Genomic DNA, 22,901 nt, shown 5'->3' with positions numbered 1-22,901 from the left:
GCCGTCACTGCGACCCTGCCGCGATGAGACGACTGTCCCGGCTCGGACTCGCGGTCATCCTCGGTGTCGGCTTCACCGTCGCCGCCGTGGGTCCCGCCCACGCGGAACCACTGGTCGCCACCCTCACCATGAGCGGTGAGATGCACTACGAGGCGGCGCTCAACCAGGCCAACCGGCTCACCGTCAGCAACCCGTCGCCCGGTGTCGTCGCCTTCACCGACGTCTACCCGATCACGTTCAGCACGCCTGACGGCAGCACCTGCAGCTACCCGTACGCCACCCAGACCACCGTCCACTGTGTGCATGCGGCGACCTTCCTGGACATCAAGACCTCCGACCTCGACGACGTCATCGACAACCGCACCACGTCCAACGTGCACGCCTCCGGCGGCGACGGGAACGACGTCATCAAGATGGGCGGCCACGCCACGCCCGCCGCGGCCGGCGACGCGTCCGGCGGCCCGGGCGACGACGTCATCCACTCCGGCCCCGGCGACGACTGGATCAACGGCGGCACCGGCTCGGACACCGTCACGTTCCAGGGCCGGACCGCGAAGATCACCGCGACCCTGGTGAGCCCGGCGCACGGCGGCGACCCGCTGACCGGCGAGTCCGACGTGTACCAGGAGATCGAGAACCTCACCGGCGGTGGCGCCGCGGACACCCTCACGGGCGACGGCAACGCCAACGTCATCGACGGCGGCTGGTACACCACGCCGTGCCAGCCCTTCCCGTCCGGCGGCGGGCTGCTCGTGCCCACCGCGATCCAGGCGCCGCCGCCGTGCACCACCTACTCCGGCGACGACGTCATCAACGGCGGCGGCGGCCCCGACATCCTCCGCGGCCGGCAGGGCGCCGACACCATCAACGGCGGCACCGGCAACGACACCCTGTACGGCGACGCCGGCCTCGACAGCCTCAACGGCGGCGCCGACTCCGACATCTGCTACCCGGGCGCCGACGGCGCCACCACCAGCAGCTGTTCCATCCTCGCCCCGCTGCCCTGACGGGTTCCCGGACGGCGCGCGGCGTGGCAGAATCCCGCCGACCCCTCGGCCCCCGGAGCCTGCCATGCCGCCCGTCCGCATCCCCGCCGGCGCGTTCGTGCCGCCGATCTGCCCGCGCCACGGGCGGCCCGCCACCAGCATGCGGCCGATGGTGTTCCTGTCGCCGTTGCCCCTGTGGGCGTGGCCCCTGGCGGTGCTCGCCGGCCGCCTGCTCTACCGGAGCCTGCTCAGGCCGCTGCGCAAGGAGGCGCTCGCGCCGGCCTGGCCGTCGTGCCACCGCTGCGGCCTGCGCCGCGCCGCCCGGATCGCCGCCGGCGCCGCCACGATCGTCGCCGGCCTCGTCGCCGCCCTGTACCTGAGCGAGCGGGTCCACGGCACGGCCGCGCTCGCCGCCATCGCCGGCACGGTGGCCTGCATGGGTGCCGGGCTCATCGTCGTCGCCCGCGGCACCCGCGTAGCCGTGGCCGGCGTCCGGGTCAGCCGCGACGGCCTGTGGCTGGAGCCGCGGCGCCCGCACCCCGCGTTCGTCGCGGCCCTCGCGGCGCAGCCGCTGCCGGAGTACCCGATGCCCGCGGGCTGGACCGTCCCCGCCACCGCCGCGCCGTCGGCGGCCTGGGCCACCGTCCAGCCCGCCGCGGAGCCCGTGCCCTTGCCGTCCGCCGCGGCGCCACCGGTGCCTTCGCACTCCGGCTGGACCTCGCCGAGCGCCTGACCGCCACCCGCGGCACAGCGGGCGCCTCGGCGGGCGTGCGGGTCAGCATGGACGGCGGCTGGCTGCTCCCGCACCACGCCCACGAGGCGTTCGCCGCGACGCTGCCCGAGGTGCCGCCCAACCGGCCGCCGGCGCCTGCGGGGCCGCCCGCCTCGCGTCCAGCGTCGTCAGTCGATGTACGAGCGGGCGCCGTGCTCGTCCAGCGCCGCGAGCACGGCGGCCGTGTCGCGGGCCGACACGGCCTCGAACAGCCGCTCGTGGCGGTGGACGCCGTCGTGCGGGCGGGCGACCTCGGCCTCGCGGCGTAGGTTCAGCGCCATGTACAGCTGGATCTTCACCAGGATCGACTCGTAGACCTGGGTCAGCTGGCGGTTGCCGGCGAGGGCGACGACCGCGACGTGGAACTCCCGGTGGGCGGTCGCCACGTCGAACTGGTCGCCGCGGGCGTCGGCCTCCTGCAGCGCCTTCACCGCGGCGGCGACACCGGCGAGGTCCGCGTCGGGTGCGGTGGCGGAGACGGCGTGCCGCTCGAGGACGTCGCGGACCGCGTACAACTCCTGGATGTCGTCGGCGGAGAGGGTGGCGACCCGAACCCCGCGCCGCGGCACGTGCTCCACGAGGCCCTGCTGCGCGAGCAGGCGCAGCGCCTCCCGCAGCGGGGCGCGGCTGATGCCGAACCTGCGGGTCAGCTGCTCCTCCACGAGCCGCTCGCCGGGGTCGGTGGCGCCGCTGAGGATCTCCCGGCGCAGCCGTGACATGGCGAGCTCGACCAGGCTCGCGCTGGCCAGCTCGTCAGACGCACCGGGTTTCACCTGCCCAGTGTCGCAGACCCCGGGAGGGACGCTCACACGCGCCGCTCGCGGGCGGCTGTCCACGCGCCCGTCCACGATGCTCGCGCGTGGCTACACATGCTGGAGGCGGTGCAGCCTCGCGTACGTGCCGCCGGCCGCGAGGAGCTCGTCGTGGGTGCCGAGCTCGGCGAGCCGGCCGCCGGACAGGACCGCGACCCGGTCGGCGTTGCGGACCGTGGCGAGCCGGTGCGCGACGACGAACGTCGTCCGCCCCCGCATGAGCCGGGTCAGCGCCTCCTGCACGAGCGCCTCGGACTCGCTGTCCAGCGCCGAGGTCGCCTCGTCCAGCAGGAGCACCCGCGGGTCCCGGACCAGCGCCCGGGCGATCGCGAGCCGCTGCCGCTGCCCGCCGGACAGCAGCGCGAGCGGCCGGTGCTCCACGACCACGTCGATGATGTTCGCCGTGAGCAGCGGCAGCAACCAGATCGGGCTGTCCTTCACCGCGAACGCGACGGTGGCCAGCGCGATGCGCCACTTCCGGTGGGCCAGCAGGCGGACGGTGGTGCGCAGCGGCCTGCGGCCGTCGAAGTCCATGCGTCAATCCGATCGCATGACACGGGGCGGCTCAACGTCACCATGCTCACAGGGTCATGTCCCTTCGGCCGGTGGCGGTAACCTGCTCCCATGACGCAGCCACCTTACGGGCAGCAGGACCCATATCAGCCCAACCCGTATGGCCAGCAGCCCCAGTACGGGCAGCAGCCCTCCGACCCGTACGCGCTGCCGGCCGGACAGCAGCCGATGTCGGGCCCGCCGTCCTCGTCGCCGCCGGGCTCCAGCCCGCCGTACTCGCCGACCTACCAGCTGCCGGTCTCCGGCGCCCCCACGTCCGGCGGCTACGACCCGTACGGCCAGCAGCAGGCGGCGTACGGTCAGCAGGCGGCCTACGGCCAGCCCGGCTACGGCGTCCCCGGCGCGGCCAACGCGGGCTACGACCCGGCGACCGGCCAGCCGTACTCCGACAAGTCGAAGCTCGCCGCCGGCCTGCTCCAGCTCCTGCCGGGCCTGTTCCTCATCCTCGGCGGCATCGGCCGGCTGTACGCGGGCAACACCGCCCTCGGCGTGACCCAGCTGGTGCTGAGCGTCGTCGTCGGCTGGACGTCGTTCTGGTGCGGCTTCCTCTTCTGGCTGCCGTTCCTGATCGTCTTCGGCCTGTGGGTCTGGTTCGTGGTCGACGGCATCATCCTGCTGACCGGCCGCCCGGTCGACGGCCAGGGCCGCCCCCTGCGCCCGAACTGACCGGCCCCGCTACGCGCCCCCGGGCGGGCGCCGCAGGGTGGTGACCGGCCCGAAGAAGCGGTGACCGAGCACGCAGTGCAGCCGGATGTGCTCGACCGGCCCGCCGGTGCTCCGCGCCGGCCCGTCGCCGCGCACGGTGGCCGGGAGCCCGCACTCGGGACAGTCCACGAGGTTCGTCGTCATACCGGCATCCACGCGGGGCCGAGCCACCAGGCTCGGCCCCGTCGCCTACCCGACGCCGGGCGGGTCCATGGTCCGGGGCCGACCGGCATGAACGAGCGCAGCGGCCGCGATCGCCGCCGTGCCGCGCTGCCCGTCCCGTTACGCGGGGTCGGGGTTGAGGCGGACGCCGCGGATGGAGGCGTCGAGGACCTGGGCGGTGTGGGCGGTGCGGATGGTGGCGCCGGTGGTGCGGAGGCCGGCGGTGATCTGCATGAGGCAGCCGGGGTTGGCGGTGACGAGCCAGTCGGCGCCGGTGGACAGGACGTTGTGGGCCTTCAGCGCGGCCAGGTCGGCCGCCGGGGCGGGATTCAGGATGTTGTAGACGCCGGCGGAGCCGCAGCAGATCTCGGCGTCGGGGATCTCGCGCAGGTCGAGGCCCGGGATGCCGCGCAGGAGGGTCCGCGGCTGGGAGCGGACGCCCTGGGCGTGGGCGAGGTGGCAGGCGTCGTGGTAGGCGACGGTCAGCGGGAGCGGGTGGCGCGGGGCGGCCGGGCCGAGGTCGGCGAGCAGCTCGGAGAAGTCGGTGACGCGGGCGGCGAGCGCGGCCGCGCGGGGAGCGTACGCGGGGTCGTCGGCGAGCAGCTCGCCGAGGGACTTCAGCGACGAGCCGCAGCCGGCGGCGTTCACGACCAGGGCGTCGATGCCCGCGGAGGCGAACGTGTCCACGATGCCCCGGGCGAAGTCCGCGGCCTCGGCGTGGCGGCCGCTGTGGACGCTGAGGGCGCCGCAGCAGCCCTGCGACGGCGGGATGACCACGTCGCAGCCCTCGGCGGCCAGGACGCGGGCGGTCGCGGCGTTCACGGACGGGAAGAACTCGCGCTGCACGCAGCCGGTGAGCATCCCGACCACGGCGCGGCGCGGGCCCAGGGCCGGCACCAGCGCGGGCAGGGGCACGGATCGGCGGACCGGCGGGGCGAGCGCGGCCAGGGCCGCCAGCCGGCCCGGCAGCCGGGACAGCAGCGGGGAGCCGAGCCGCTGGTACAGCCCGAGCGGCCGCTTCACGAGCGCCAGCCGCCGCGGGTGGGGGAACAGGCCGAACACCAGGCCCCGCAGCGCCCGTTCCGGCAACGGCCGGGGATGCTCCCGCTCCACCGCGACTCGGGTCTGCTCGATCAGGGTGTCGTACCGGACGCCGGACGGGCACGCGGTCACGCACGCCATGCAGCCGAGGCACGCGTCGAAGTGGCCGGCGGCGGACGGGGTCAGCGGCTCGCCCTCGAGGCGCTGGCGCATCAGCTGGATGCGGCCGCGCGGGGAGTCCATCTCCTCGCCCCACAGCACGTACGTCGGGCACGTCGGCAGGCAGAAACCGCAGTGCACGCAGTCCGAGACGAGCCCGGGGTCGACGAAGGGGCCTTCGAGCACCATCAGATGCCCCCCACGAACCGGCCGGGAGCGAGGATGCCGAGCGGGTCGAACTGCTCCTTCACCCGGCGCATCAGGTCGAGGCCGTCGACGTGCCCCCACACGTCGACGCGGGACCGGACCGCCGGCGGGGAGGTGAGCACCACGCAGTGGCCTGCGCCGGCGCGGGTGGCGGCGCGCAGGTCGCTGACGACGCCGACGACGGAGCCCGGGTCGGTGTCGCCGGGCAGGCCCGCGTAGAGGACGCCGGTGCCGGCCGAGCCGCGCACGTGCAGCCTGACGTCGTGCAGCTGCGCGGTGACGCCGACGGCGGTCAGCAGGTACGGCACCCGCGACAGCGCCGACGTGAGCTTGATGCCGATGTCCCCCGGCCGCCACGGGTAGGTGCCCCAGCCGGGCGGCGGGGTCTCGGCCGTGCCGGCGCCGTCGCCGAGCAGCTTCTCCAGGTCGGCCGCGCGCTGGGCGACCCCCTCGGGCACGCCTTCCACGAGCGCCGTCACCGTCAGCGGGTCGGTGTCGACCTCCAGCGCGCTCGGCACGACCTGGGCGCCGAGGACCGCCGCCAGGACCCGCGCGGCGTCGTCCGGGCCGTCCACGCGGACCGACACGAACCGGCGGGCGGCGGGCAGCGGGTGCAGCCGGAAGGCGCACTCGGTGATGACGCCGAGGGTGCCGTACGACCCCGCGACCAACTTGCCGAGGTCGTATCCGGCGACGTTCTTGACGACCTTGCCACCGGCCTTCGCCACGACCCCGTCGGCGCGGACGACGGTGACGCCGATGAGCAGGTCCCGGACGGTGCCGTACAGCATGCGCCGCGGGCCGGACGCGTTGACCGCGACGGTGCCGCCGACGGTGGCGCCCGGCAGCGGCTCGTCCAGCGCGAGCTGCTGCCCGGCGGGGCGCAGTGCCTCCTGGACCTGCCGCAGGGGCGTGCCGGCGCGGACGACGGCGACGAGATCGCCGGCGGCGTGCTCGACGAGCCCGCACAGGTTGGACGTCTCCAGGATCAGGTCGAGCCGCTGCGGCGGCAGCGCCCAGTCCTGCCTGGTGCCGCCGCCGCGCACGACGAGCGCGAGGTCGTCGCCGGCGGCGCCGCGGACCACGTCGGCGACCTCAGCGGTCGACGCGGGCGAGGCGACGGCGGCGGCCGGCACGCCCGCGATCCGCGCCGCCGGGACGGGTGAAGCTCCAGCGATCATGACCTAGAAGACCTCCGCGATGCCTGGCTGATGCTGCGGATGGGTGCCCTTGCGCCGTCCCGGTACCTCGCCGCACAGGCGGGGCGTCGGGAAGATCTTGCCCGGGTTCGACAGCCCGTGCGGGTCGAACGCGCACCGCACCAGCTGCATCGTGTCGAGGTCGTCGGCGCTGTACATGCTGGGCAGGTGCTTGGCCTTGTCGACGCCGACACCGTGCTCGCCGGTGATCGACCCGCCGTGCTCGACGCAGATGTCGAGGATGGCGCCCGACACCGCCTCGGCCCGCTCCGCCTGCCCCGGGACGGTCTCGTCGAAGAGGACGAGCGGGTGCAGGTTGCCGTCGCCGGCGTGGAAGACGTTGGCGACCCGGACGCCGTGGTCGCGGGCCAGCTCGCCGATGCGGGTCAGCACCTGCGGCAGCGCGGTGCGGGGGATGACGCCGTCCTGGACGATGTAGTCGGGGCTGATCCGGCCGACGGCGGCGAACGCCGACTTGCGGCCCTTCCAGAACAGGGCCCGCTCGGCGTCGTCGGCGGCGATGCGGATCTCGAACGCGCCGTGCTTCCGGCAGAACGCCTCGACCGCGGCGAACTGGGCGTCGACCTCGGCCCGCGGCCCGTCCAGCTCGACGATGAGCACCGCGCCGGCGCCGCCCGGGTAGCCGCAGTGCACGGCCGCCTCCGCGGCCTCGATCGCCAGGGCGTCCATCATCTCGATCGCCGCCGGCACGACCCCGGCCGCGATGATCGCCGACGTGGCGGCGCCGGCCTGGTCGGTGCCGGGGAAGGCGGCGAGGAGGGTCCGGACCGTCTCCGGGAGCCGGACGAGGCGCACGGTGACCTCGGTGGCGATGCCGAGAGTGCCTTCGGAGCCGACGAACGCGCCGAGCAGGTCGTAGCCGGGCGCGTCGGGTGCCCGCCCGCCGAGCCGGACCAGGTCCCCGTCGGGGGTGACGATCTCGACGCCGGTGACGTGGTTGGTGGTGAAGCCGTACTTGAGGCAGTGCGCGCCGCCGGAGTTCTCCGCGACGTTGCCGCCGATCGAGCAGATCTGCTGGCTGGACGGGTCGGGCGCGTAGTAGTAGCCGTGCGGGGACGCGGCGCGGCTGACCTGCAGGTTGATCACGCCGGGCTCGACCACCGCCCGCTCGTCCTGCGGGGCGATCTCGCGGATCGCGCGAAGCTGCGAGGTGACGATGAGCGCGCCGTCGGCGTGCGGCAGCGCCCCGCCGGACAGGCCGGTCCCGGAGCCGCGGGCGACGAACGGCACCCCGGCGGCCACGCACGCCCGGACCGTGTCGGCGCACTCCTGAGCCGTCCGCGGCAGCACGACGACCGCGGGCACCACCCGGTAGTGGGTCAGCCCGTCGCACTCGTACGTGCGCAGCTGCTGGCGGTCGGTGAGCACCTGCTCCGGCAGCAGGAACTCCCGCAACCGCGCCACCAGCCCTTCAATGGTCATGGCATGCGGTCGTACGCCGGCAAGGTCAGGAAGTCGATGAACTCGTCCGCCACAGCCACCTCCATGAACAACGCCCGCGCCTCGCCGAGGTCCCGGCCGAGTGCCGCCAGCTCCTCGTCGGCGATCCGCTCGACCAGCTCCCGCGTCACGGGCGCACCCGTATCGGCCAGGGTGACACCGTTGTGCAGCCACTGCCAGACCTGCGACCGGGAGATCTCCGCGGTCGCCGCGTCCTCCATCATGTTGTTGATCGCGACGGCGCCGCTGCCCTTGAGCCATGCGTCGAGGTACTGCACGCCGACGCTCACCGCGTTGCGCAGCCCCGCCTCGGTCTGCTGCCCGGGCGTGTCACCGACGGCGAGAAGGTCCTCCGCGGTCACGGTCACGTCCTCGCGGAGCCGGTCGAGCTGGTTGGGCCGGTCGCCGAGCACGCCGTCGAACACGGTCCGGCACGTCTCGACGAGGTCGGGGTGCGCGACCCAGGATCCGTCGAACCCGTCGCCGGCCTCGCGGGTCTTGTCGGCGGTAACTTTCTCGAACGCCACCTTGTTGATCTCGGGGTCGCGCCGGCTCGGGATGAACGCCGCCATGCCGCCGATCGCGTGCGCGCCCCGCCGGTGGCACGTCCGCACGAGCAGCTCCGTGTAGGCCCGCATGAACGGCACGGTCATCGTCACCGTGTTGCGGTCCGGCAGCAGGAAGTCCTTGCCGCGCGTCCGGAACTTCTTGATGACGCTGAACATGAAGTCCCACCGGCCGGCGTTGAGGCCCGCCGAGTGCTCGCGCAGCTCGTACAGGATCTCGTCCATCTCGAACGCTGCGGGGAACGTCTCGATCAGCACGGTGGCCCGGATCGTGCCGGTGGGGCGGCCGAACCGCTCCTCCGCGAACGCGAACACCTCGTTCCACAACCTGGCCTCCAGATGCGACTCCATCTTCGGCAGGTAGAAGTACGGCCGGGTGACGAGGTGGTTGTGGAAGAAGTAGAGCCCGAAGTCGGTCAGCGAACCGGACGTCGGCGCGCCGTCGACCAGGATGTGCTTCTCCGGCAGGTGCCACCCGCGCGGGCGGACCACGACGGTGGGGCGCGGTCCGCCGGTGAGCTCGTAGTGTTTTTCGCCGGAGGTGTACGAGAGGGTGCCGGCATTCGCGTCGCGCAGGTTCAGCTGGCCGCCGATGACGTTGGCCCACAGCGGCGTGTTGGCGTCCTCGTGGTCGGCGAGCCACACCTTCGCGCCCGAGTTGAGCGCGTTGATGGTCATCTTCGCGTCCGTCGGCCCGGTGATCTCGACCCGCCGGTCGACCAGGCCCGGCGCCGGCTCGGCCACCTGCCAGTCGCCCTCCCGGATCTCGCGCGTCTCGGGCAGGAAGCCGAGCGTCCCGCCGGCGGCGAGCTCCGCCTCGCGCTCCTTGCGGGCCTGGAGCAGCTCCAGCCGCCGGGCGTCGAACGTCCTGTGCAGATCTGCCAGGAAACTCTGAGCTTCCTCGGTCAGGATCTCGGCGAATCGGTCGTCGAGCGGTCCGGTAATCTCGACGCCCTGAACAGTGCCCATGACATGACCCTATCGGCTGCGCTGCCACCCGGGGCGTGTCGCGGCGCGTGTGATATGGGAAGCTCTGGCGAACAAAACTCAGGTCCGCCGGATTATCGGGTCCGTCCAGCAGGGGAGTCTTCCAACTGTGAGCGATCGGGGCAGAAGCCGCCGCACTGCGAGGTCGACCAAGGCCACTCCGCCACAGGCGGCACCGGACACCGAGGTCGAGCCCACCGCGGACGCGGAAAGCGACACGACGAACACTGAGCCGACCGAGGCCGAGGGCGTGGCCGAGGAGACCGTGTCGTTGGGCAAGAAGGACGACCCGGACGCGGACGCCGAGGCGGCCGACGGTGCCGGCGACGACACCGCCGACGAGGACGGTGACCCGGCCGACGCCTCGGACGCCGCAGCCGGCGACCCGGACGCCGCCGCGGACGGCGACGACCCGGACGCGACCGCAGACGACGACGAGTCCGACAAATCGGATAAGTCCGACAAGTCGGCTAAGGCGAAGAACGCGAAGACCGTCGCGCCGGCGACGAAGGCGGAGAAGCGCGCCGCCGCGCGCATCGCCGCCGCGAAGGCCGCCCGCCGCCGTCGTGCCGGGCAGGCGATCGCCGGCACAATCATCGTCCTGCTGGTCGTCGGCGGCGCGTTCGCCGGCGTCTGGTACTTCGGCGACCGGGCCGAGAAGAACCGGATCAAGTGCAAGCCGGTCGGCGACGCCAACGCGTTCCCGCCGCTGCTCGGCGGCATGGACAAGGGCCTGGCGACCGAGCCGAAGATCACCGCCAGCACCGAAGAGATCACGTCCCTCAAGACCAAGGTCCTCATCAAGGGCGACTGCAAGGCGGTCAAGGCCGGCCAGACCGTCACGGTCAACTACGTCGGCGCGACCATGAAGGACGGCAAGGTCTTCGACGCGTCCTGGCCGCGGAAGAAGACGATCGAGATCCCGGTCGGGCAGAAGCAGCTCCGCAAGCAGCCCCAGGTCATCGAGGGCTGGGACGAGGGCCTCGTCGGCCTGAAGGTCGGCAGCCGCGTCCAGCTCGACATCCCCGGCAGCAAGGCCTACGGCGACGACGCCCCCGAGGGCTACCCCAAGGGCACGCTCCGCTTCATCGTCGACATCCTCGACGCGAAGGACGCGGACGACAGCGGCGGCCTGCCCGCGGGCTTCGGCGGCTGAGCACCGGCCCCGCACGACGCAAGCGAGGCCCCACCGGCAGCAGGCCGGTGGGGCCTCGCCGTGTATACGGTCGGAAGATGACAGCCGTCCTGCTCACCGGCGCCACCTCGGGCCTCGGGCGGTGGCTGGCGCCGCGGCTCGGTGCGGCCGGCCTGACCGTCCTGCTGCACGGCCGCGACCCGGACAAGGTCGCGCGCGGTGTGGCGGAGGTCCGCGCGGCCGGCGGCACCGCCGAAGGCCTCGTCGCCGACCTCGCGAGCCTGGCCGAGGTGGACCGGCTCGCCGCGGCGGTCGCCGGCCGCGACGACCTGACGATCCTGGTCAACAACGCCGGCGTCGGGTTCGGCCCGCCCGGCGGCGCCCGCGAGGAGAGCGCCGACGGGCACGAGCTGCGCTGGGCCGTCAACTTCCTCGCCCCCGTCCGCCTCACCACGGCGCTGCTGCCCACGCTCACCGCCAACGCGCCCGCCAAGGTCGTCAACGTCGGATCCATCGGCCAGGCGCCGATCGACTTCGACGACGTGGAGCTGCGCCGCTCGTACGACGGCGTCACCGCCTACCGGAGGTCGAAACTCGCCCTGGCGGCGTGGAGCCTGGACCTTACCGACGACCTTGCCGGCGAACTGGAGGGACGCCTGGCCGGCGGCGAGGTGTCCGTCAACTGCCTGCACCCGGCGACGTTCATGGACACCCAGATGGTCCGCGATTACGGTGCCGCGCCCAGGTCGACGGTCCAGGAGGGCGGCGAGGCGACCCTGCGGCTGATCCTGCACGAGCGGGGCACCGGCGGGTTCTTCGACGGCGACCGGCCCGCCCGCGCGCACCCCGACGCCTACGACCCCGAGGTGCGCCGCCGGCTCAGGGCGATGTTTGGTTCCGCCGCCACCGGCAAAGCACAAACGCATGAGCAGAGCGACTGTCGGTGAGGCACTGATCGCCAGGCTGGCCGACTGGGGGGTCGACACGGTGTTCGGCCTGCCCGGCGACGGCGTCAACGGGATCATGGAGGGCCTGCGGCGCAACGCCGACCGGGTCAGGTTCGTGCTCGTGCACCACGAGGAGGCCGCCGCGTTCATGGCGGTCGCGCACGCCAAGGCCACCGGCCGGCTCGGCGTCTGCCTCGCCACCTCCGGGCCCGGCGGCATCCACCTCGCCAACGGCCTCTACGACGCGAAGCTCGACCACGCCCCCGTCCTGGCGATCACCGGGATGCAGGAGTCCAGCGTGATCGGCACCGCGTACCAGCAGGAGGTCCACCTCGACCGGCTCTTCGAGGACGTGGCGGAGTACAACGAGACGATCGGCAACCCGGCGCAGGTGCCGTCGCTGGTCGACATCGCCGTCCGGACCGCCCTCGCCCGGCGCGGCGTCGCGCATCTCACGGTCCCGAACGACGTGCAGGTCGCGACCGCCGGCGACAACCCGTTCGAGACCGTCGGGCCGACCCGCGCGCCGGCGACCGCGCCCGTGCTGGTCGCGCCGCCGGTGCGCCCCGCCGACGACGACCTCCAGGCCGCCGCGGACCTGCTCAACAACGCCTCGAAGCCGGCGATCCTGGCCGGCATCGGCGCCCGCGGCGCCGGACCCCTCGTCGAGCTGGTCGCCGACGTGCTCGGCGCGCCGATCGTGAAGTCGCTGCTGGGCAAGATGGTCGTGCCCGACGACTCGCCCTTCGCGCTCGGCGGGCTCGGCCTGCTCGGCACCGCGCCCAGCGAGGACCTGATGCAGGAGTGCGACGCGCTGCTGATGGTGGGCACGAACTTCCCGTACACGAAGTTCCTCCCGGCGCCCGGCCAGGCGCACGTCGTGCAGATCGACGTCGAGCCCGCGCGGGTCGGCACCCGCATCCCCACCGACGTGCCGCTCGTCGGCGACGCCGCGGCCACCTGCGAGGCCCTGCTGCCCCGGCTGCGGCGGCGCACCGACAGGCGTTGGCTGCTGCGGTACCAGGAGAAGATGCGCGACTGGCGGGAGCGCATGGCCGCCACCGAGCGGGCGGACCGGGACCCCATCGCGCCGCAGTTCCTGGCCAGCACGCTCGACCGGGTCGCCGCGCCCGACGCGATCCTCGCCTGCGACTCCGGCACCGTCACCACGTGGGCGGCCCGGCACTGGCAGGCCACCGGCGGCCGCGAGTTCTACCTCTCCGGCACCCTCGCGTCGATGGCGCCGGGCCTGCCGTACGCGATCGCGTTGCAGCACGAGTACCCGAACCGGCAGGTCATCGCGTTCGTCGGCGACGGCGGCTTCGCGATGCTCATGGCCGAGTTCCACACCGCGGCCCGCTACAAGCTGCCGATCAAGGTCGTCATCAACGACAACAGCGCCCTCGGCATGATCGTCTGGGAGCAGATGGTCAACGGCTTCCCCGAGTTCGGCGTCCGGTACGGCGACGACCCGCTGGCCGACTACGTCGGTTGGGCACGCGGCTGCGGCGCGTACGCGGCCCGGGTCACGGACCCGATCGCCCTGGAGAACGTCCTCGGCGAGGCGTTCGCCTTCGACGGGCCGGCGCTCGTCGACGTCGCGGTCGACGCCGACGAGCCCCCGATGCCGGCCAGCGTCACCTACCAGCAGGCGGCGAAGTTCGCGGAGGCGTTCGTCCGCGGCCAGCCGCGCAAGGCCGCGATCGCCACCACGCTGCTGAAGGACCGGATCACCCGCCTGTGATCCTCCGGCGGATCCGGTGCCTTCCGCGGACCCGCACCGACCTCGCCCACAGCCTGGTCCGGCCGACGGTCATCGTGATGCCGCCCGGGATGTCGAGGCCGCCGAGCCCGGAGACACCGCCGACGAGCACCACGCCGCCGATTGCGACCAGGCCGGTGCCGGTCAGCAGGTACACCATGGAATCCGGCTGCTCGGCGGTCTGCTGCCCGGTCATCTGCGCCGTGTGAACCATCGGCGGGTCAGGTCTTCGAGCCTGCGCGGCGCTCAACGAGCCCACCGCGATGGCGGCGCCGGCGACGCACACCCATGTCCGAGTTCTCATAATCGCGGACGCTAGGTCGCAAACGGGTGACTCGTCGCTCACACGCGTTCACCTGGGACAGGTGAAGGAACCTCTCACCCGTGGCATTGTGTGCCCGTGCTGATCTATAAGATCCTGCTGCCCGCCGAGTGGGCGGCGTTCGAGGCGAACGGCCGTTTCGACGGCTCGCCCCTGGACCTGCGCGACGGCTACATCCACTGCTCGTCCCGCGACCAGGTGGCCGGCACGGCCCAGCGCTACTTCGCCGACGTGCCCGACCTCGTCGTCGTCGCCATCGACGCGCAGACCATGGGCATGTGGCTGCGCTGGGAGACCTCCGCCAACGGCGGCCTGTTCCCGCACGTCTACGCCCCCCTTCCCCGCGCCGCCGTCGCCGCCGTCCACCGCATCGCCGGCGCCGCCTCCGTCGACGACGTCATCCCCGCCTGACCGCCGCCCGCCGCAAACCGCGACCCCGCGTAGCTCAGCTGTGCGACGTGGGGAGCGGCGGAAGCGCCCCGAACGTCTCGGCCGGCAGCCCGTCGGGCCCCCAGAAGATCCACCGCCACGCCCCGGAGCTCGCGCCGACGAGATCCCCGGACACAGCGTCGAAGACCGCCATCTCGCTGCCGTCGAATCCGTGGACGACGAACCGGTCGGCCTGACCGGTCGTCGCATCCCAGATTCGAACGGTGGTGTCATCGCCGCCGCTGGCCAGGTGAGCACCGTCCGGTGACCAGGCCACCGACCGGACCCAGTCGGTGTGCCCGGAGATGTGCAGCTGCGCTTCGCCGGTCACCGCGTTCCAGACCCGCACGCCGTCGTTGCCACCGGTGGCCAGGCGGGTGCCGTCCGGCGACCACGCCACCGCGTTCACTGAGCTGGTGTGACCGGCGAGGCGGAGGTGTTCGGCACCGGTCACCGCGTCAAGGATCAGCACGTTGCGGCCGCTGCCGGTGATGAGGTGGGTGCCGTCCGGCGACCACGCCACCGCGTTCACTGAGCTGGTGTGTCCGGCGAGCTGGAGGTGTTCGGCGCCGGTCATGGTGTTCCAGACCCGCACACCGTTGTCGCCGCCGGTGGCCAGGAGGGTGCCGTCCGGTGACCAGGCCACCGACCGGATCCAGCCGGTGTGTCCGGCGAGCTGGAGGTGTTCGGCGCCGGTCACTGTGTTCCAGACCTGCATTCCGTTGTCGTTGCCGGTGGCCAGGAGGGTGCCGTCCGGTGACCAGGCCACCGACCGGATCCAGCCGGTGTGTCCGGCGAGTTGGAGGTGTTCGGCGCCGGTCATGGTGTTCCAGACCTGCACACCGTTGGTGCCGCCGCCGATGGCCAGGAGGGTGCCGTCCGGTGACCAGGCCACCGACCGGATCCAGCCGGTGTGTCCGGCGAGCTGGAGGTGTTCGGCGCCGGTCATGGTGTTCCAGACCTGCACACCGCTGCCGCCGCCGGTGGCCAGGCGGGTGCCGTCCGCAGACCACGCCACGACGTCCACCGAGTCGGTGTGTTCGGCGAGCTGGAGGTGTTCGGCGCCGGTTACCGCGTCGCAGATCAGCACGTCACTGCCGCTGCCGGTGGCCAGGCGGGTGCCATCTGGAGACCATGCCACCGCGTTCACCGAGTCGGTGTGTCTGGCGAGTTGGAGATGTTCGCCGGTCACGGTGTTCCAGACCCGCGCGCTGTACTTCCTCGCGATGGCCAGGCGGGTGCCGTCTGAAGACCACGCCACGACGTCCACCGAGTCGGTGTGTCTGGCGAGTTGGAGGTGTTCGGCGCCGGTCACTGTGTCCCAGAACCGGACACCGTCGGTGCCGCCGGTGGTCAGGCGGGTGCCGTCCGGTGACCAGGCCACCGACCGGATCCAGCCGGTGTGTCCGGCGAGTTGGAGGTGTTCGGCGCCGGTCATGGTGTTCCAGACCCGCACACCGTTGGTGCCGCCGCCGGTGGCGAGGAGGGTGCTGTCTGGTGACCATGCCACTGTGTTCACCGGGCCGGTGTGCTCGGCGAGCTGGAGGTGTTCCTGGCCGGTCGTCGCGTTCCAGACTCGGACACCGTTGTCGCCGCCGGTGGCGAGGAGGGTGCTGTCTGGTGACCATGCCACTGCGTTCACCGGGCCGGTGTGCTCGGCGAGCTGGAGGTGTTCCTGGCCGGTCGTCGCGTTCCAGACTCGGACACCGTTGTCGCCGCCGGTGGCCAGCCGGGTGCCGTCCGCAGTCCACGCCACCGACCGGACCCAATCGGTGTGCCCGGTGAGCTGGAGGTGTTCCTCGCCGGTCGTCGCGTTCCAGACCCGCACACCGTCGTTGCCGCCGGTGGCCAGCCGGGTGCCGTCCGGCGACCACGCCACCGCGTTCACCGTGCCGGTGTGCATGCTCGTGACCCAGGGCGTGATTCGAGCGTGTTCCTCGCCCGGCAGGGGAGCGACGAGCAGGCCTTCGGCCGGCTGGGGGGAGGGGGTGCACCACAGGAGTTGCGTGCGGTGGCGGATGGTTCGCGTGAAGTCGACGTCGCCGATGTCGCAGTGGCGCAGGAGTGCGGAGGCGATCAGTACGCCGTCGAGATCGGCCTGACTCAAGCTGCTGTCGTGCAGCTCGGCCGAGTCGAGACGGGCGTCGGTGAGGTCCGCGCCGGTGAGGTCGGTGTGGTGGATGCGGGCGCGGCGGAGGTCGGCGCCGCGGAGGTCGGCGCCGGCCAGGCTCAGCGCGTGTCCGCTCATGCCGGGGTTGCCGATGGTCCACTCGGCGAGGTTCGCGCCTGGGAGCTGGACCCGCGTGAGGGGTTGGTGCGGGTGTCCGTGCTCGGCGGCGCGCAGTGCGTACGCGAAGGCGAGCTCCGACGCCTCCGGCGTGTACTGGTCCCGGATCGCCGCGAGGCCGGTGAGGGCCGCCGCCCGGGCGGGCGGGGTGGCGGCCGCCAGGCACTGGCCGAGGAAGTCGAGGGTTTCCGGGCCGGGCACCGGCATGGCCACCGGGTCGGGGCCGGTGGCGGGGACTTCGCGCAGCGCCCGGAAGAGGTGGCGGGCGAGGAAGTACTCGAACAGCGAGCGGTGGCCGAAGGTGAACTCGTCGCCGTCGCGGCTGAGGAACGTGGCGGTGCGGAAGTCGGTCTTCCACAGGTCGGGGACGTTGTCGCGGTAGTGGCGGCGGAGGTCCGGGCGCTGGTCGAGGAGGTCCAGCAGCCAGTCGTCCACGTCGCCGGCGGTCCAGGAGTTGCGGCCCGAGCGCCAGATCTCCGCGGCGATCGCCTCCATGAGCAGGTGCTTGTGGTCGGGCAGCAGGGTGTGCTTGCCGCTGTCGCGGGCCAGCCACCGCTCGACCACCTCGCCGTAGAGGTCGACGGCGCGCACCGCCCGGCCCTTGAGCTTCGCGGTCTCGATGAACTCGACCTGGTCGGAGATGAGCTTCAGCGTCATCGGGCGGCGGGCCAGGTCGGTGAGGTCGTGGACGCTGCCGATGAGGGTCAGGAACGCCTCGACCTTGTCGGGCTCGGCGTCGAGGTTGCCCGCGAGGTAGTCGCGGATCTGCCGCTCGCCGAAGGGGAGCATCAGCAGCGCCAGGTAGTCCTTGCCCTGCGGGCCCTGCCGGTCGTCGCCGGTGAAGAAGTTGACCTCGTCGCGGATCGTGCGGAAGTACTGCGTCCGGCAGGTCACCAGCATGCGGGTGCTGGTCGTGCCCTCGACGGCGCGCCACAGCTGGCGGATGAAGAGCCGCTGGTCGTGCGGCTCGAGGTGGACCAGCGCCTCGTCGAGACCGTCGAAGATCACGACGGCGTCGCCCTGCGTGAGCCGGCGGCGCACGGTGTCGGCGGAGAGTCGCTCCCGTGGCACCGCCGCGGGCCGGCTGGCCTCCAGCATGCTGTCGAGGATCGTGTCGAGCGTGATCGCCCGGCTCAGGTCGCCGGCGCGGACGTCGCGGAGGTCGAACAGCAGCGGCAGCGGCGCCCCTTTCGAGCGCTGGTCGAGCAGCGCCCGCGCGAAGAGCTTCGCCGTCGTGGTCTTGCCCAGGCCGACGTCGCCCAGCAGCGCGCACAGCCGCGGGCCGTCCTGCGCCATGGCCCACTCCAGCAGCCGGTTGACCGCCGCCAGCGCCGGGCCCCTGTCCGGCGCCTCGAGGTGGGACTCCCGGAACGTGGTCTCGCTGACCTCGGCGTCCACCAGCACGGTGCTGTCGTTGCCGCCGCGGCGGTCCGTGAGCCGCTTGGTGTGCTCCGCGAGCTCCGCCGTGGCGTCGAGCGCCGGCGCCGGCTGCGCCCGGACCTCGGCGTGCAGCGCGTCGACGAGCGCGTCGATGTACTGCTTGCGCTGCTGCTCCCCGCGCAGCACGGCCCACGGCTGCTCGCGGCGGCGCACCCCGCGTCGCGGCAACGGCCCGAGCGTGGGCGTCGCGTCGGGCAGGGCGGTCAGCGCGAAGACGACCCGGCGGCCGGGCCGGTCCAGGACGCGGTGCCGCTCGGCCGAGTTCGCCTCGTCGGTCAGGTACGACGGGCTGAGCAGCACCACGCGGACGTCCGCCTGCGCGCAGAGCCGGTCGCGGCTGTCCTGCAGGTTCTCGCCGAGGCCGATCGAGTCGGGGTCGGCGACCTCCCACTGCCGTTCGCCGTCGAGCTGGAGGTGCTGGCGGAGCAGCCCGACCAGCTGGCGCGTCGGCCGGGAGCCGGCGTCGGCGGCGGCCACGCTGACATACACCCTGGTGCGTCGCGAGTCGCCCAGCTCGGTGACCTCGGGCGCGATCGGGTGCGCGATGCCGGTGTCGTCGGCCGCCCTGCCCGTGAACGCGACGATGCCCGCGTCCGTCAGGTCACCACCGGCGAACCAGCCGTGGCGGCGCTCCGGCGGACTCTTGCGGGGCTCCAGCTCCAGCTGCAGGTCGACGCCGGCCGTCTCGGCCGCGCGGTTGACCCGTCCCCGGAAGTCCTGGAAGGCGTCCTGGCCCCGCGCCTGGTCGGCGGGGAACTCCGCCTCGTCCAGCGCGGAGCGCAGCAGGAACCGTCCGCCCGCGTCGAGGAGCCGCACGATCACGTTCAGCCGGGCCGCCTGCAGCTCGGTCACCGCACCGGCGGCGCGCAGCGCCTCCACGCGGGCGACGGCCTCCGCCGGAGGGAGCGGGGTCACAGCGTCACGAACCCGTTCAGGTCGAGGACCCGGGCGCGGATCGAGTCGGCCAGCCTGTTGGCGAAGATCGTCCGCTTGACGCCGGACAGCTCGGCATAGCTGCCCTGCTCCTGCCCGAAGATCAGCTGCTGCTCGATCCCGCCGAGGTCACGGTGCGGGCCGAACGACGGCAGCGGGCCCAGCGCCACCGGCAGCGAGCCCTTGTCGGCGGTGGGCCCGGCGAACCGGGGGAGCTCGTGCTGCCGGATGAACGGCCGGGTGAAGTAGGCGCTGGTCAGCAGCAGCAGACCGAAGTCGGCCTCACCGAACCGGCCGACGATGGCCGGGCCGAACTCCTCGCCGCAGGTCAGGTGGCTGTCCTGCCACCACTGGACCTCCAGGTCCCGGAAGAGCCCGAGCGCCGGCAGCAGGTCACGCAGCAGCGCTTCCTTGAGTCGCTGGTCCCGATGGCACCAGCTCAAGACGATCCGCACCGACCGCATCAGGACCACCCCGGATAGCCCGGATCGACCCGGGATGGCGACGACGCTAACACAGCGGAGCGTGACCGGTCGCTCGCTGCGGCGTCGGGTAGGCGACTGCCGGAGTCACCCGCGTACGGGTCGCCGATGCGGCGGCAGCTAGGGTCTCGGCATGGACGAGGGGCAATCCCGGAGCCGGTGGGCGGGCGACGCGGTGGCGGTGGCCGGGTATCTCGCCGGTGCGATCGTGCTCTGCGGGCGGCTGCTCGCGCATCCCGGGCAGCGGCTGCCGTACACGCCGGGGGACCGGATCCTTGCCGAGTACTACCTGGCGTGGGCGGCACGGTGCGTGCGGCACCTGGAGAACCCGTTCCTCCTCGACCGGCTGAACGCGCCGGTGGGCGTCAACGGCATGGCGAACACGACGATGTTCGGGCTGGGGCTGCCGCTGGCGCCGGTGACGATGCTGGTCGGGCCGGGGATCACGTTCGACCTGCTGGTGGTGCTGACGCTCACCGCGACCGCGGCCGCCTGGTTCTGGCTGCTGTCCCGGCACGTCGTGGACAACAGGGTCGCCGCCTGGGTGGGCGGGCTCGTGGCCGCGTTCGCGCCGAGCGTCGCCAACCACGCCACGTTCCACCCGAACCTCACGGCGCAGTTCCTGGTGCCGGTCATCGTGTGGCGGGTCGTGAAGCTGCGCGACGCGCCGGTGCGGGGCGGGCTGATCCTGGCCGCGCTGGTGGTGTGGCAGGTCTTCATCAACGAGGAGACGCTGTTCATCACGGCGCTCGCCATCGGGGTGTTCGGGCTGCTGTGGCTGGTCCAGCGGCCCCGCGAGGTGCGGGCGCTGAGCGTCCTCGCCGGGCTCGGGGTCACGCTCCTCGCGACGGCGGTCGTGCTCGCGTTCCCGCTGTGGTGGCAGTTCTCGGGCACGGGCGCCTACCGCGGCGGCGAGAAGCAGATGACGGCGTTCCACACGGACCTGCTGGGGTTCACGTCGTTCTCGCGCAACTCGGTCGCCGTGCGGTTCAGCGAGTTCCAGCCGGAGCCCGGGTTCTCCGCCGAGCAGCACGGCTACTTCGGCTGGCCGCTCGTCATCGCGGTCGCCGCCGGCGTGGCGTGGCGGTGGCGGGAGCCGCTCGTGCGGTCGCTCGCCGGCACCGGCGTCCTGTTCGCGGTGCTGTCGCTGGGCAACGAGCTCACGCTGTACCAGCGCGAGATCGGCGTCCCGGGCCCCTATGCCCTGCTGCGGCACCTGCCGCTCTTCGACACCCTGCTCCCGACGCGGCTCGGCGAGGCGGCCACCTGGGCGGTCGCGCCGCTGGTGGCGATCGGCCTCGACCGGCTGCCCGCGCCGGCGGGAATGCGGCTGCTCAAGGCGGGTCTGGTCGTGGCGGTGCTGGTGCCGGCGGCGCCGGTGCCGATCAAGGTGTTCGACCGGCCGCCGGTCCCGGCGTTCATCGCGTCGGGGGAGTGGCGCTCCTTCGTCGGGCCGCAGGAGTCGGTACTGATCGTGCCGCTCGCCACGTTCGAGCACTGGACGGCGATGAGCTGGACGACCGCGACCGGCACCGAGCTGCGGATGTCGCACGGTTACTTCCTCGGCCCGGCCGGCGGCGTGCAGGGCCGGCACGCGACCGTCGGCGCGCCGGCCCGGCCGACCGACCGGCTGATCAACGCCGCCACCGGCACCCACCAGGTCACCGCCGTCACCGACCTCGACCGGGAGCAGGCCAGGCTCGACCTCGCCTACTGGCGCACGTCGATCGTCCTGGCCCCCGACGGTCCCGCCGCGGCGGCGGAGCGCGGCACCCTCGACGCGCTGCTCGGGCCGGGGCGGCTGACCGGTGGGCTGTGGCTGTGGGACGTCAGGAACCCCTGACCCGGCAGCGTGCGCGGGAAGGGCCGGCCCAGCGGATGGCGTACGTCATGGTGGTGTCCCCTCGAAAGTCGTCCGACTGAAGGGAATCCTCGCGCCCGCCGGGGCGGGGCAGCAGTGCGCCGGCACCAGTGCCGGATGGATGCTGGCACCACATCACAGGGGGATGCTCGCCCGCACCGTCGTCCCCGCGCCCGCCGGGCTGTCGACGGTCAGGGTGCCGTCCAGCAGCGCGATCCGGTCCGCGAGCCCGCGCAGCCCCGAGCCGAGCCCGGCGTCGGCGCCGCCGCGCCCGCCGTCGGTGACGGTCACGACCAGCTCCGCGCCGGACACGGCGACGTCGACCTGGGCGGTGCCGGTCCCCGCGTACCGGGCGACGTTCGTGACCGCCTCGCTCACCACGAAGTACGCGGTCGCCTCGACCGCCGGCGGGAACCGGCCGGCCGGCAGCTCGCCGAGGCGCAGCTCGACCGGGCTGCGCCGGGCCATGTCGGCGAGGGCGGCACCCAGCCCGTACCGGGTGAGGCTCGCCGGATGGATGCCCCTGGCGAGGTCGCGCAGCTCGATCGCGGACTCCTCCAGGGCGGCGATGGCGTCGTCGAGGATCGCCGCGGCGCGCGCCGGCTGGTCGGGCAGGGCGGTGCGGGCCCTGGCGAGGGTCATGCCGAGACCGACGAGGCGCTGCTGCGCACCGTCGTGCAGGTCCCGTTCGAGGCGCTGCCGCTCGCCGACCGCCGCCTCGAGCACCCGGCGGCGGGACGCCTTGAGCTCCTCGGCCACCCTGTGCCTGTCGCTGAGGTCGCGGAGGTACCCGCTGAAGACGGCCGGACCGGCGACCGCGACCCGCGTGATGGTCAGCTCGACCGGGAACTCGGTGCCGTCGGCGCGCCGGCCGGTCGTCTCGACGCGCTGGTCGAGCAGGCGCGGCTCGCCCGAGGCGAGGAGCCGGCGCAGCCCCTGCCGGTGCGCCTCGCGCAGCGCGGGCGGCACGATCAGCTCGGCCAGCTCGCGCCCGACGGCCTCGTCGCGGCGGTAGCCGAAGGTCCGGCACGCGGCGGGGTTGAACTCGAGGACCATCCCGTCGGCGTCGGCGATGACGACGCAGTCCAGCGCGGAGTCGAGCACCGCGCGGAGACGGGCCTCGCTGCGGCGTACCGCGTCCGCCGCCCGCGCCCGGTGCAGCGCGTCGCCGATGCGGCGGCCCAGGCTCTTCGCCGTCGACACCAGGTCCGGCGGCGGCTCGGCGAGCGTGCTGGTGAAGAACTCGACGATCCCCTCGACGCCTTCCGCGCTCCGCAACGGGAAGCAGAACGCGGCCGACAGGCCGGCCTCACCGGCGGCGGCCGCCCGAGGGAACGCCGCCTGCCGCCCGAACTCGCGCACCCACGCCGGCTCGCCGCGCTGCCACACCGCGCCCGGGAGCCCTTCGCCGCGGGCGAGCACGAGATCGCGGGTCGCGGTCTCGAACGCCGCGAACCGGTCCGACGTCGACCACGTCGCCACGCACCGCAGCCCGCCGGGGGTCACCTGCCACATCGCGCCCGCCGACCAGCCGAGGGCCCGGCCGATCGCGTCGAGGACGGGCCGCCCGGCCGGCTCCGGGGTGGCGAGGATGTCGGCGACGGCGTGCTCCAGGCGGAGCAGGAGGGCGAAGTCGACGCTCACGGGTCCTCCGGGGCAGGCGGTAGGTTACG

Annotated in this window: 19 protein-coding genes; 8 read left to right on the top strand and 11 right to left on the bottom strand. The window is 73.4% G+C overall.

Annotated elements, in window-relative coordinates:
• Nucleotides 1–23 precede the first annotated feature (23 nt).
• Nucleotides 24–1,007: a calcium-binding protein gene (locus ACQEVZ_RS15130; RefSeq protein WP_433366703.1), complete on the top strand. Its 984-nt coding sequence runs from the start codon at nucleotides 24–26 to the stop codon at nucleotides 1,005–1,007.
• A 64-nt stretch (nucleotides 1,008–1,071) separates the two neighbouring features.
• Complete coding sequence (locus ACQEVZ_RS15125; RefSeq protein WP_433366700.1) at nucleotides 1,072–1,719, top strand: hypothetical protein; 648 nt, start codon at nucleotides 1,072–1,074, stop codon at nucleotides 1,717–1,719.
• Between the two features lie 167 nt (nucleotides 1,720–1,886).
• On the opposite strand, the gene ACQEVZ_RS15120 is transcribed toward ACQEVZ_RS15125, so the two are convergent.
• Together ACQEVZ_RS15120 and ACQEVZ_RS15115 are read right to left on the bottom strand one after the other, a co-directional pair.
• Complete coding sequence (locus tag ACQEVZ_RS15120) at nucleotides 1,887–2,531, bottom strand: GntR family transcriptional regulator (RefSeq protein WP_433366697.1); 645 nt, start codon at nucleotides 2,529–2,531, stop codon at nucleotides 1,887–1,889.
• A 90-nt stretch (nucleotides 2,532–2,621) separates the two neighbouring features.
• A complete protein-coding gene (locus tag ACQEVZ_RS15115) occupies nucleotides 2,622–3,104 on the bottom strand; it encodes an ATP-binding cassette domain-containing protein (protein ID WP_433366694.1) in 483 nt (160 codons plus the stop codon).
• A 90-nt stretch (nucleotides 3,105–3,194) separates the two neighbouring features.
• On the opposite strand from ACQEVZ_RS15115, the gene ACQEVZ_RS15110 reads away from it, so the two are divergent.
• A complete protein-coding gene (locus ACQEVZ_RS15110) occupies nucleotides 3,195–3,809 on the top strand; it encodes a hypothetical protein (protein ID WP_344502748.1) in 615 nt (204 codons plus the stop codon).
• 9 nt (nucleotides 3,810–3,818) lie between these two features.
• On the opposite strand, the gene ACQEVZ_RS15105 is transcribed toward ACQEVZ_RS15110, so the two are convergent.
• The 5 genes from ACQEVZ_RS15105 to aceB form a co-directional block, all read right to left on the bottom strand.
• On the bottom strand, nucleotides 3,819–3,992 hold the full coding sequence (locus tag ACQEVZ_RS15105) for a hypothetical protein (protein ID WP_344502747.1): 174 nt from the start codon (nucleotides 3,990–3,992) through the stop codon (nucleotides 3,819–3,821).
• A 138-nt stretch (nucleotides 3,993–4,130) separates the two neighbouring features.
• On the bottom strand, nucleotides 4,131–5,399 hold the full coding sequence (locus ACQEVZ_RS15100; protein WP_433366690.1) for a (Fe-S)-binding protein: 1,269 nt from the start codon (nucleotides 5,397–5,399) through the stop codon (nucleotides 4,131–4,133).
• A complete protein-coding gene (locus ACQEVZ_RS15095; protein WP_354892946.1) occupies nucleotides 5,399–6,598 on the bottom strand; it encodes an FAD-binding oxidoreductase in 1,200 nt (399 codons plus the stop codon). The genes ACQEVZ_RS15100 and ACQEVZ_RS15095 overlap by 1 nt, the downstream gene beginning before the upstream one ends.
• Before the next feature lie 3 nt (nucleotides 6,599–6,601).
• The gene (locus ACQEVZ_RS15090) at nucleotides 6,602–8,059 is read right to left on the bottom strand and encodes an FAD-linked oxidase C-terminal domain-containing protein (RefSeq protein WP_433366687.1); all 1,458 of its coding nucleotides are present in this window, start codon (nucleotides 8,057–8,059) and stop codon (nucleotides 6,602–6,604) included.
• Nucleotides 8,056–9,612 carry a malate synthase A gene (gene aceB, locus ACQEVZ_RS15085; RefSeq protein ID WP_433366684.1) on the bottom strand — a complete coding sequence of 519 codons (1,557 nt, stop codon included), beginning with the start codon at nucleotides 9,610–9,612 and terminating at the stop codon, nucleotides 8,056–8,058. The genes ACQEVZ_RS15090 and aceB overlap by 4 nt, the downstream gene beginning before the upstream one ends.
• 268 nt (nucleotides 9,613–9,880) lie before the next feature.
• On the opposite strand from aceB, the gene ACQEVZ_RS15080 reads away from it, so the two are divergent.
• The 3 genes from ACQEVZ_RS15080 (at nucleotide 9,881) to ACQEVZ_RS15070 (ending at nucleotide 13,456) form a co-directional block, all read left to right on the top strand.
• Complete coding sequence (locus tag ACQEVZ_RS15080; protein ID WP_433366681.1) at nucleotides 9,881–10,786, top strand: FKBP-type peptidyl-prolyl cis-trans isomerase; 906 nt, start codon at nucleotides 9,881–9,883, stop codon at nucleotides 10,784–10,786.
• A gap of 77 nt (nucleotides 10,787–10,863) precedes the next feature.
• Nucleotides 10,864–11,712 (top strand): SDR family NAD(P)-dependent oxidoreductase, encoded by an 849-nt coding sequence (locus ACQEVZ_RS15075; protein WP_433366678.1) that lies wholly within the window; start codon nucleotides 10,864–10,866, stop codon nucleotides 11,710–11,712.
• Entirely contained in the window at nucleotides 11,690–13,456 is a 1,767-nt protein-coding gene (locus ACQEVZ_RS15070; RefSeq protein ID WP_344502739.1) for a thiamine pyrophosphate-dependent enzyme, read from the top strand. Before ACQEVZ_RS15075 ends, ACQEVZ_RS15070 begins: the two co-directional genes overlap by 23 nt.
• Here the strand turns inward: ACQEVZ_RS15070 and ACQEVZ_RS15065 are convergent.
• Entirely contained in the window at nucleotides 13,443–13,778 is a 336-nt protein-coding gene (locus tag ACQEVZ_RS15065; RefSeq protein ID WP_344502738.1) for a hypothetical protein, read from the bottom strand. The two genes, ACQEVZ_RS15070 and ACQEVZ_RS15065, sit on opposite strands and share 14 nt — an antisense overlap.
• Nucleotides 13,779–13,874: 96 nt before the next feature.
• On the opposite strand from ACQEVZ_RS15065, the gene ACQEVZ_RS15060 reads away from it, so the two are divergent.
• Complete coding sequence (locus ACQEVZ_RS15060; protein ID WP_344502737.1) at nucleotides 13,875–14,207, top strand: DUF952 domain-containing protein; 333 nt, start codon at nucleotides 13,875–13,877, stop codon at nucleotides 14,205–14,207.
• Between the two features lie 34 nt (nucleotides 14,208–14,241).
• Here ACQEVZ_RS15060 and ACQEVZ_RS15055 read toward each other — a convergent pair whose 3' ends face one another.
• Nucleotides 14,242–18,867, bottom strand: coding sequence for an eIF2A-related protein (locus tag ACQEVZ_RS15055; protein WP_433366673.1), 4,626 nt, complete (start codon nucleotides 18,865–18,867; stop codon nucleotides 14,242–14,244).
• Nucleotides 18,864–19,340, bottom strand: a complete 477-nt coding sequence (locus tag ACQEVZ_RS15050) for a hypothetical protein (RefSeq protein ID WP_354892966.1) — start codon at nucleotides 19,338–19,340, stop codon at nucleotides 18,864–18,866. Before ACQEVZ_RS15050 ends, ACQEVZ_RS15055 begins: the two co-directional genes overlap by 4 nt.
• A 160-nt stretch (nucleotides 19,341–19,500) precedes the next feature.
• On the opposite strand from ACQEVZ_RS15050, the gene ACQEVZ_RS15045 reads away from it, so the two are divergent.
• The gene (locus ACQEVZ_RS15045) at nucleotides 19,501–21,210 is read left to right on the top strand and encodes a hypothetical protein (protein ID WP_433366670.1); all 1,710 of its coding nucleotides are present in this window, start codon (nucleotides 19,501–19,503) and stop codon (nucleotides 21,208–21,210) included.
• A 153-nt stretch (nucleotides 21,211–21,363) separates the two neighbouring features.
• Here ACQEVZ_RS15045 and ACQEVZ_RS15040 read toward each other — a convergent pair whose 3' ends face one another.
• The gene (locus ACQEVZ_RS15040; protein ID WP_433366667.1) at nucleotides 21,364–22,872 is read right to left on the bottom strand and encodes a PAS domain S-box protein; all 1,509 of its coding nucleotides are present in this window, start codon (nucleotides 22,870–22,872) and stop codon (nucleotides 21,364–21,366) included.
• Between the last annotated feature and the right edge of the window lie 29 nt (nucleotides 22,873–22,901).

This window comes from Dactylosporangium sp. CA-152071 (assembly GCF_050936335.1).
Taxonomy (GTDB): domain Bacteria; phylum Actinomycetota; class Actinomycetes; order Mycobacteriales; family Micromonosporaceae; genus Dactylosporangium; species Dactylosporangium maewongense.
Note: the sequence above shows the minus strand (reverse complement) of the source record. Positions and strands in the feature narration are given on the sequence as shown.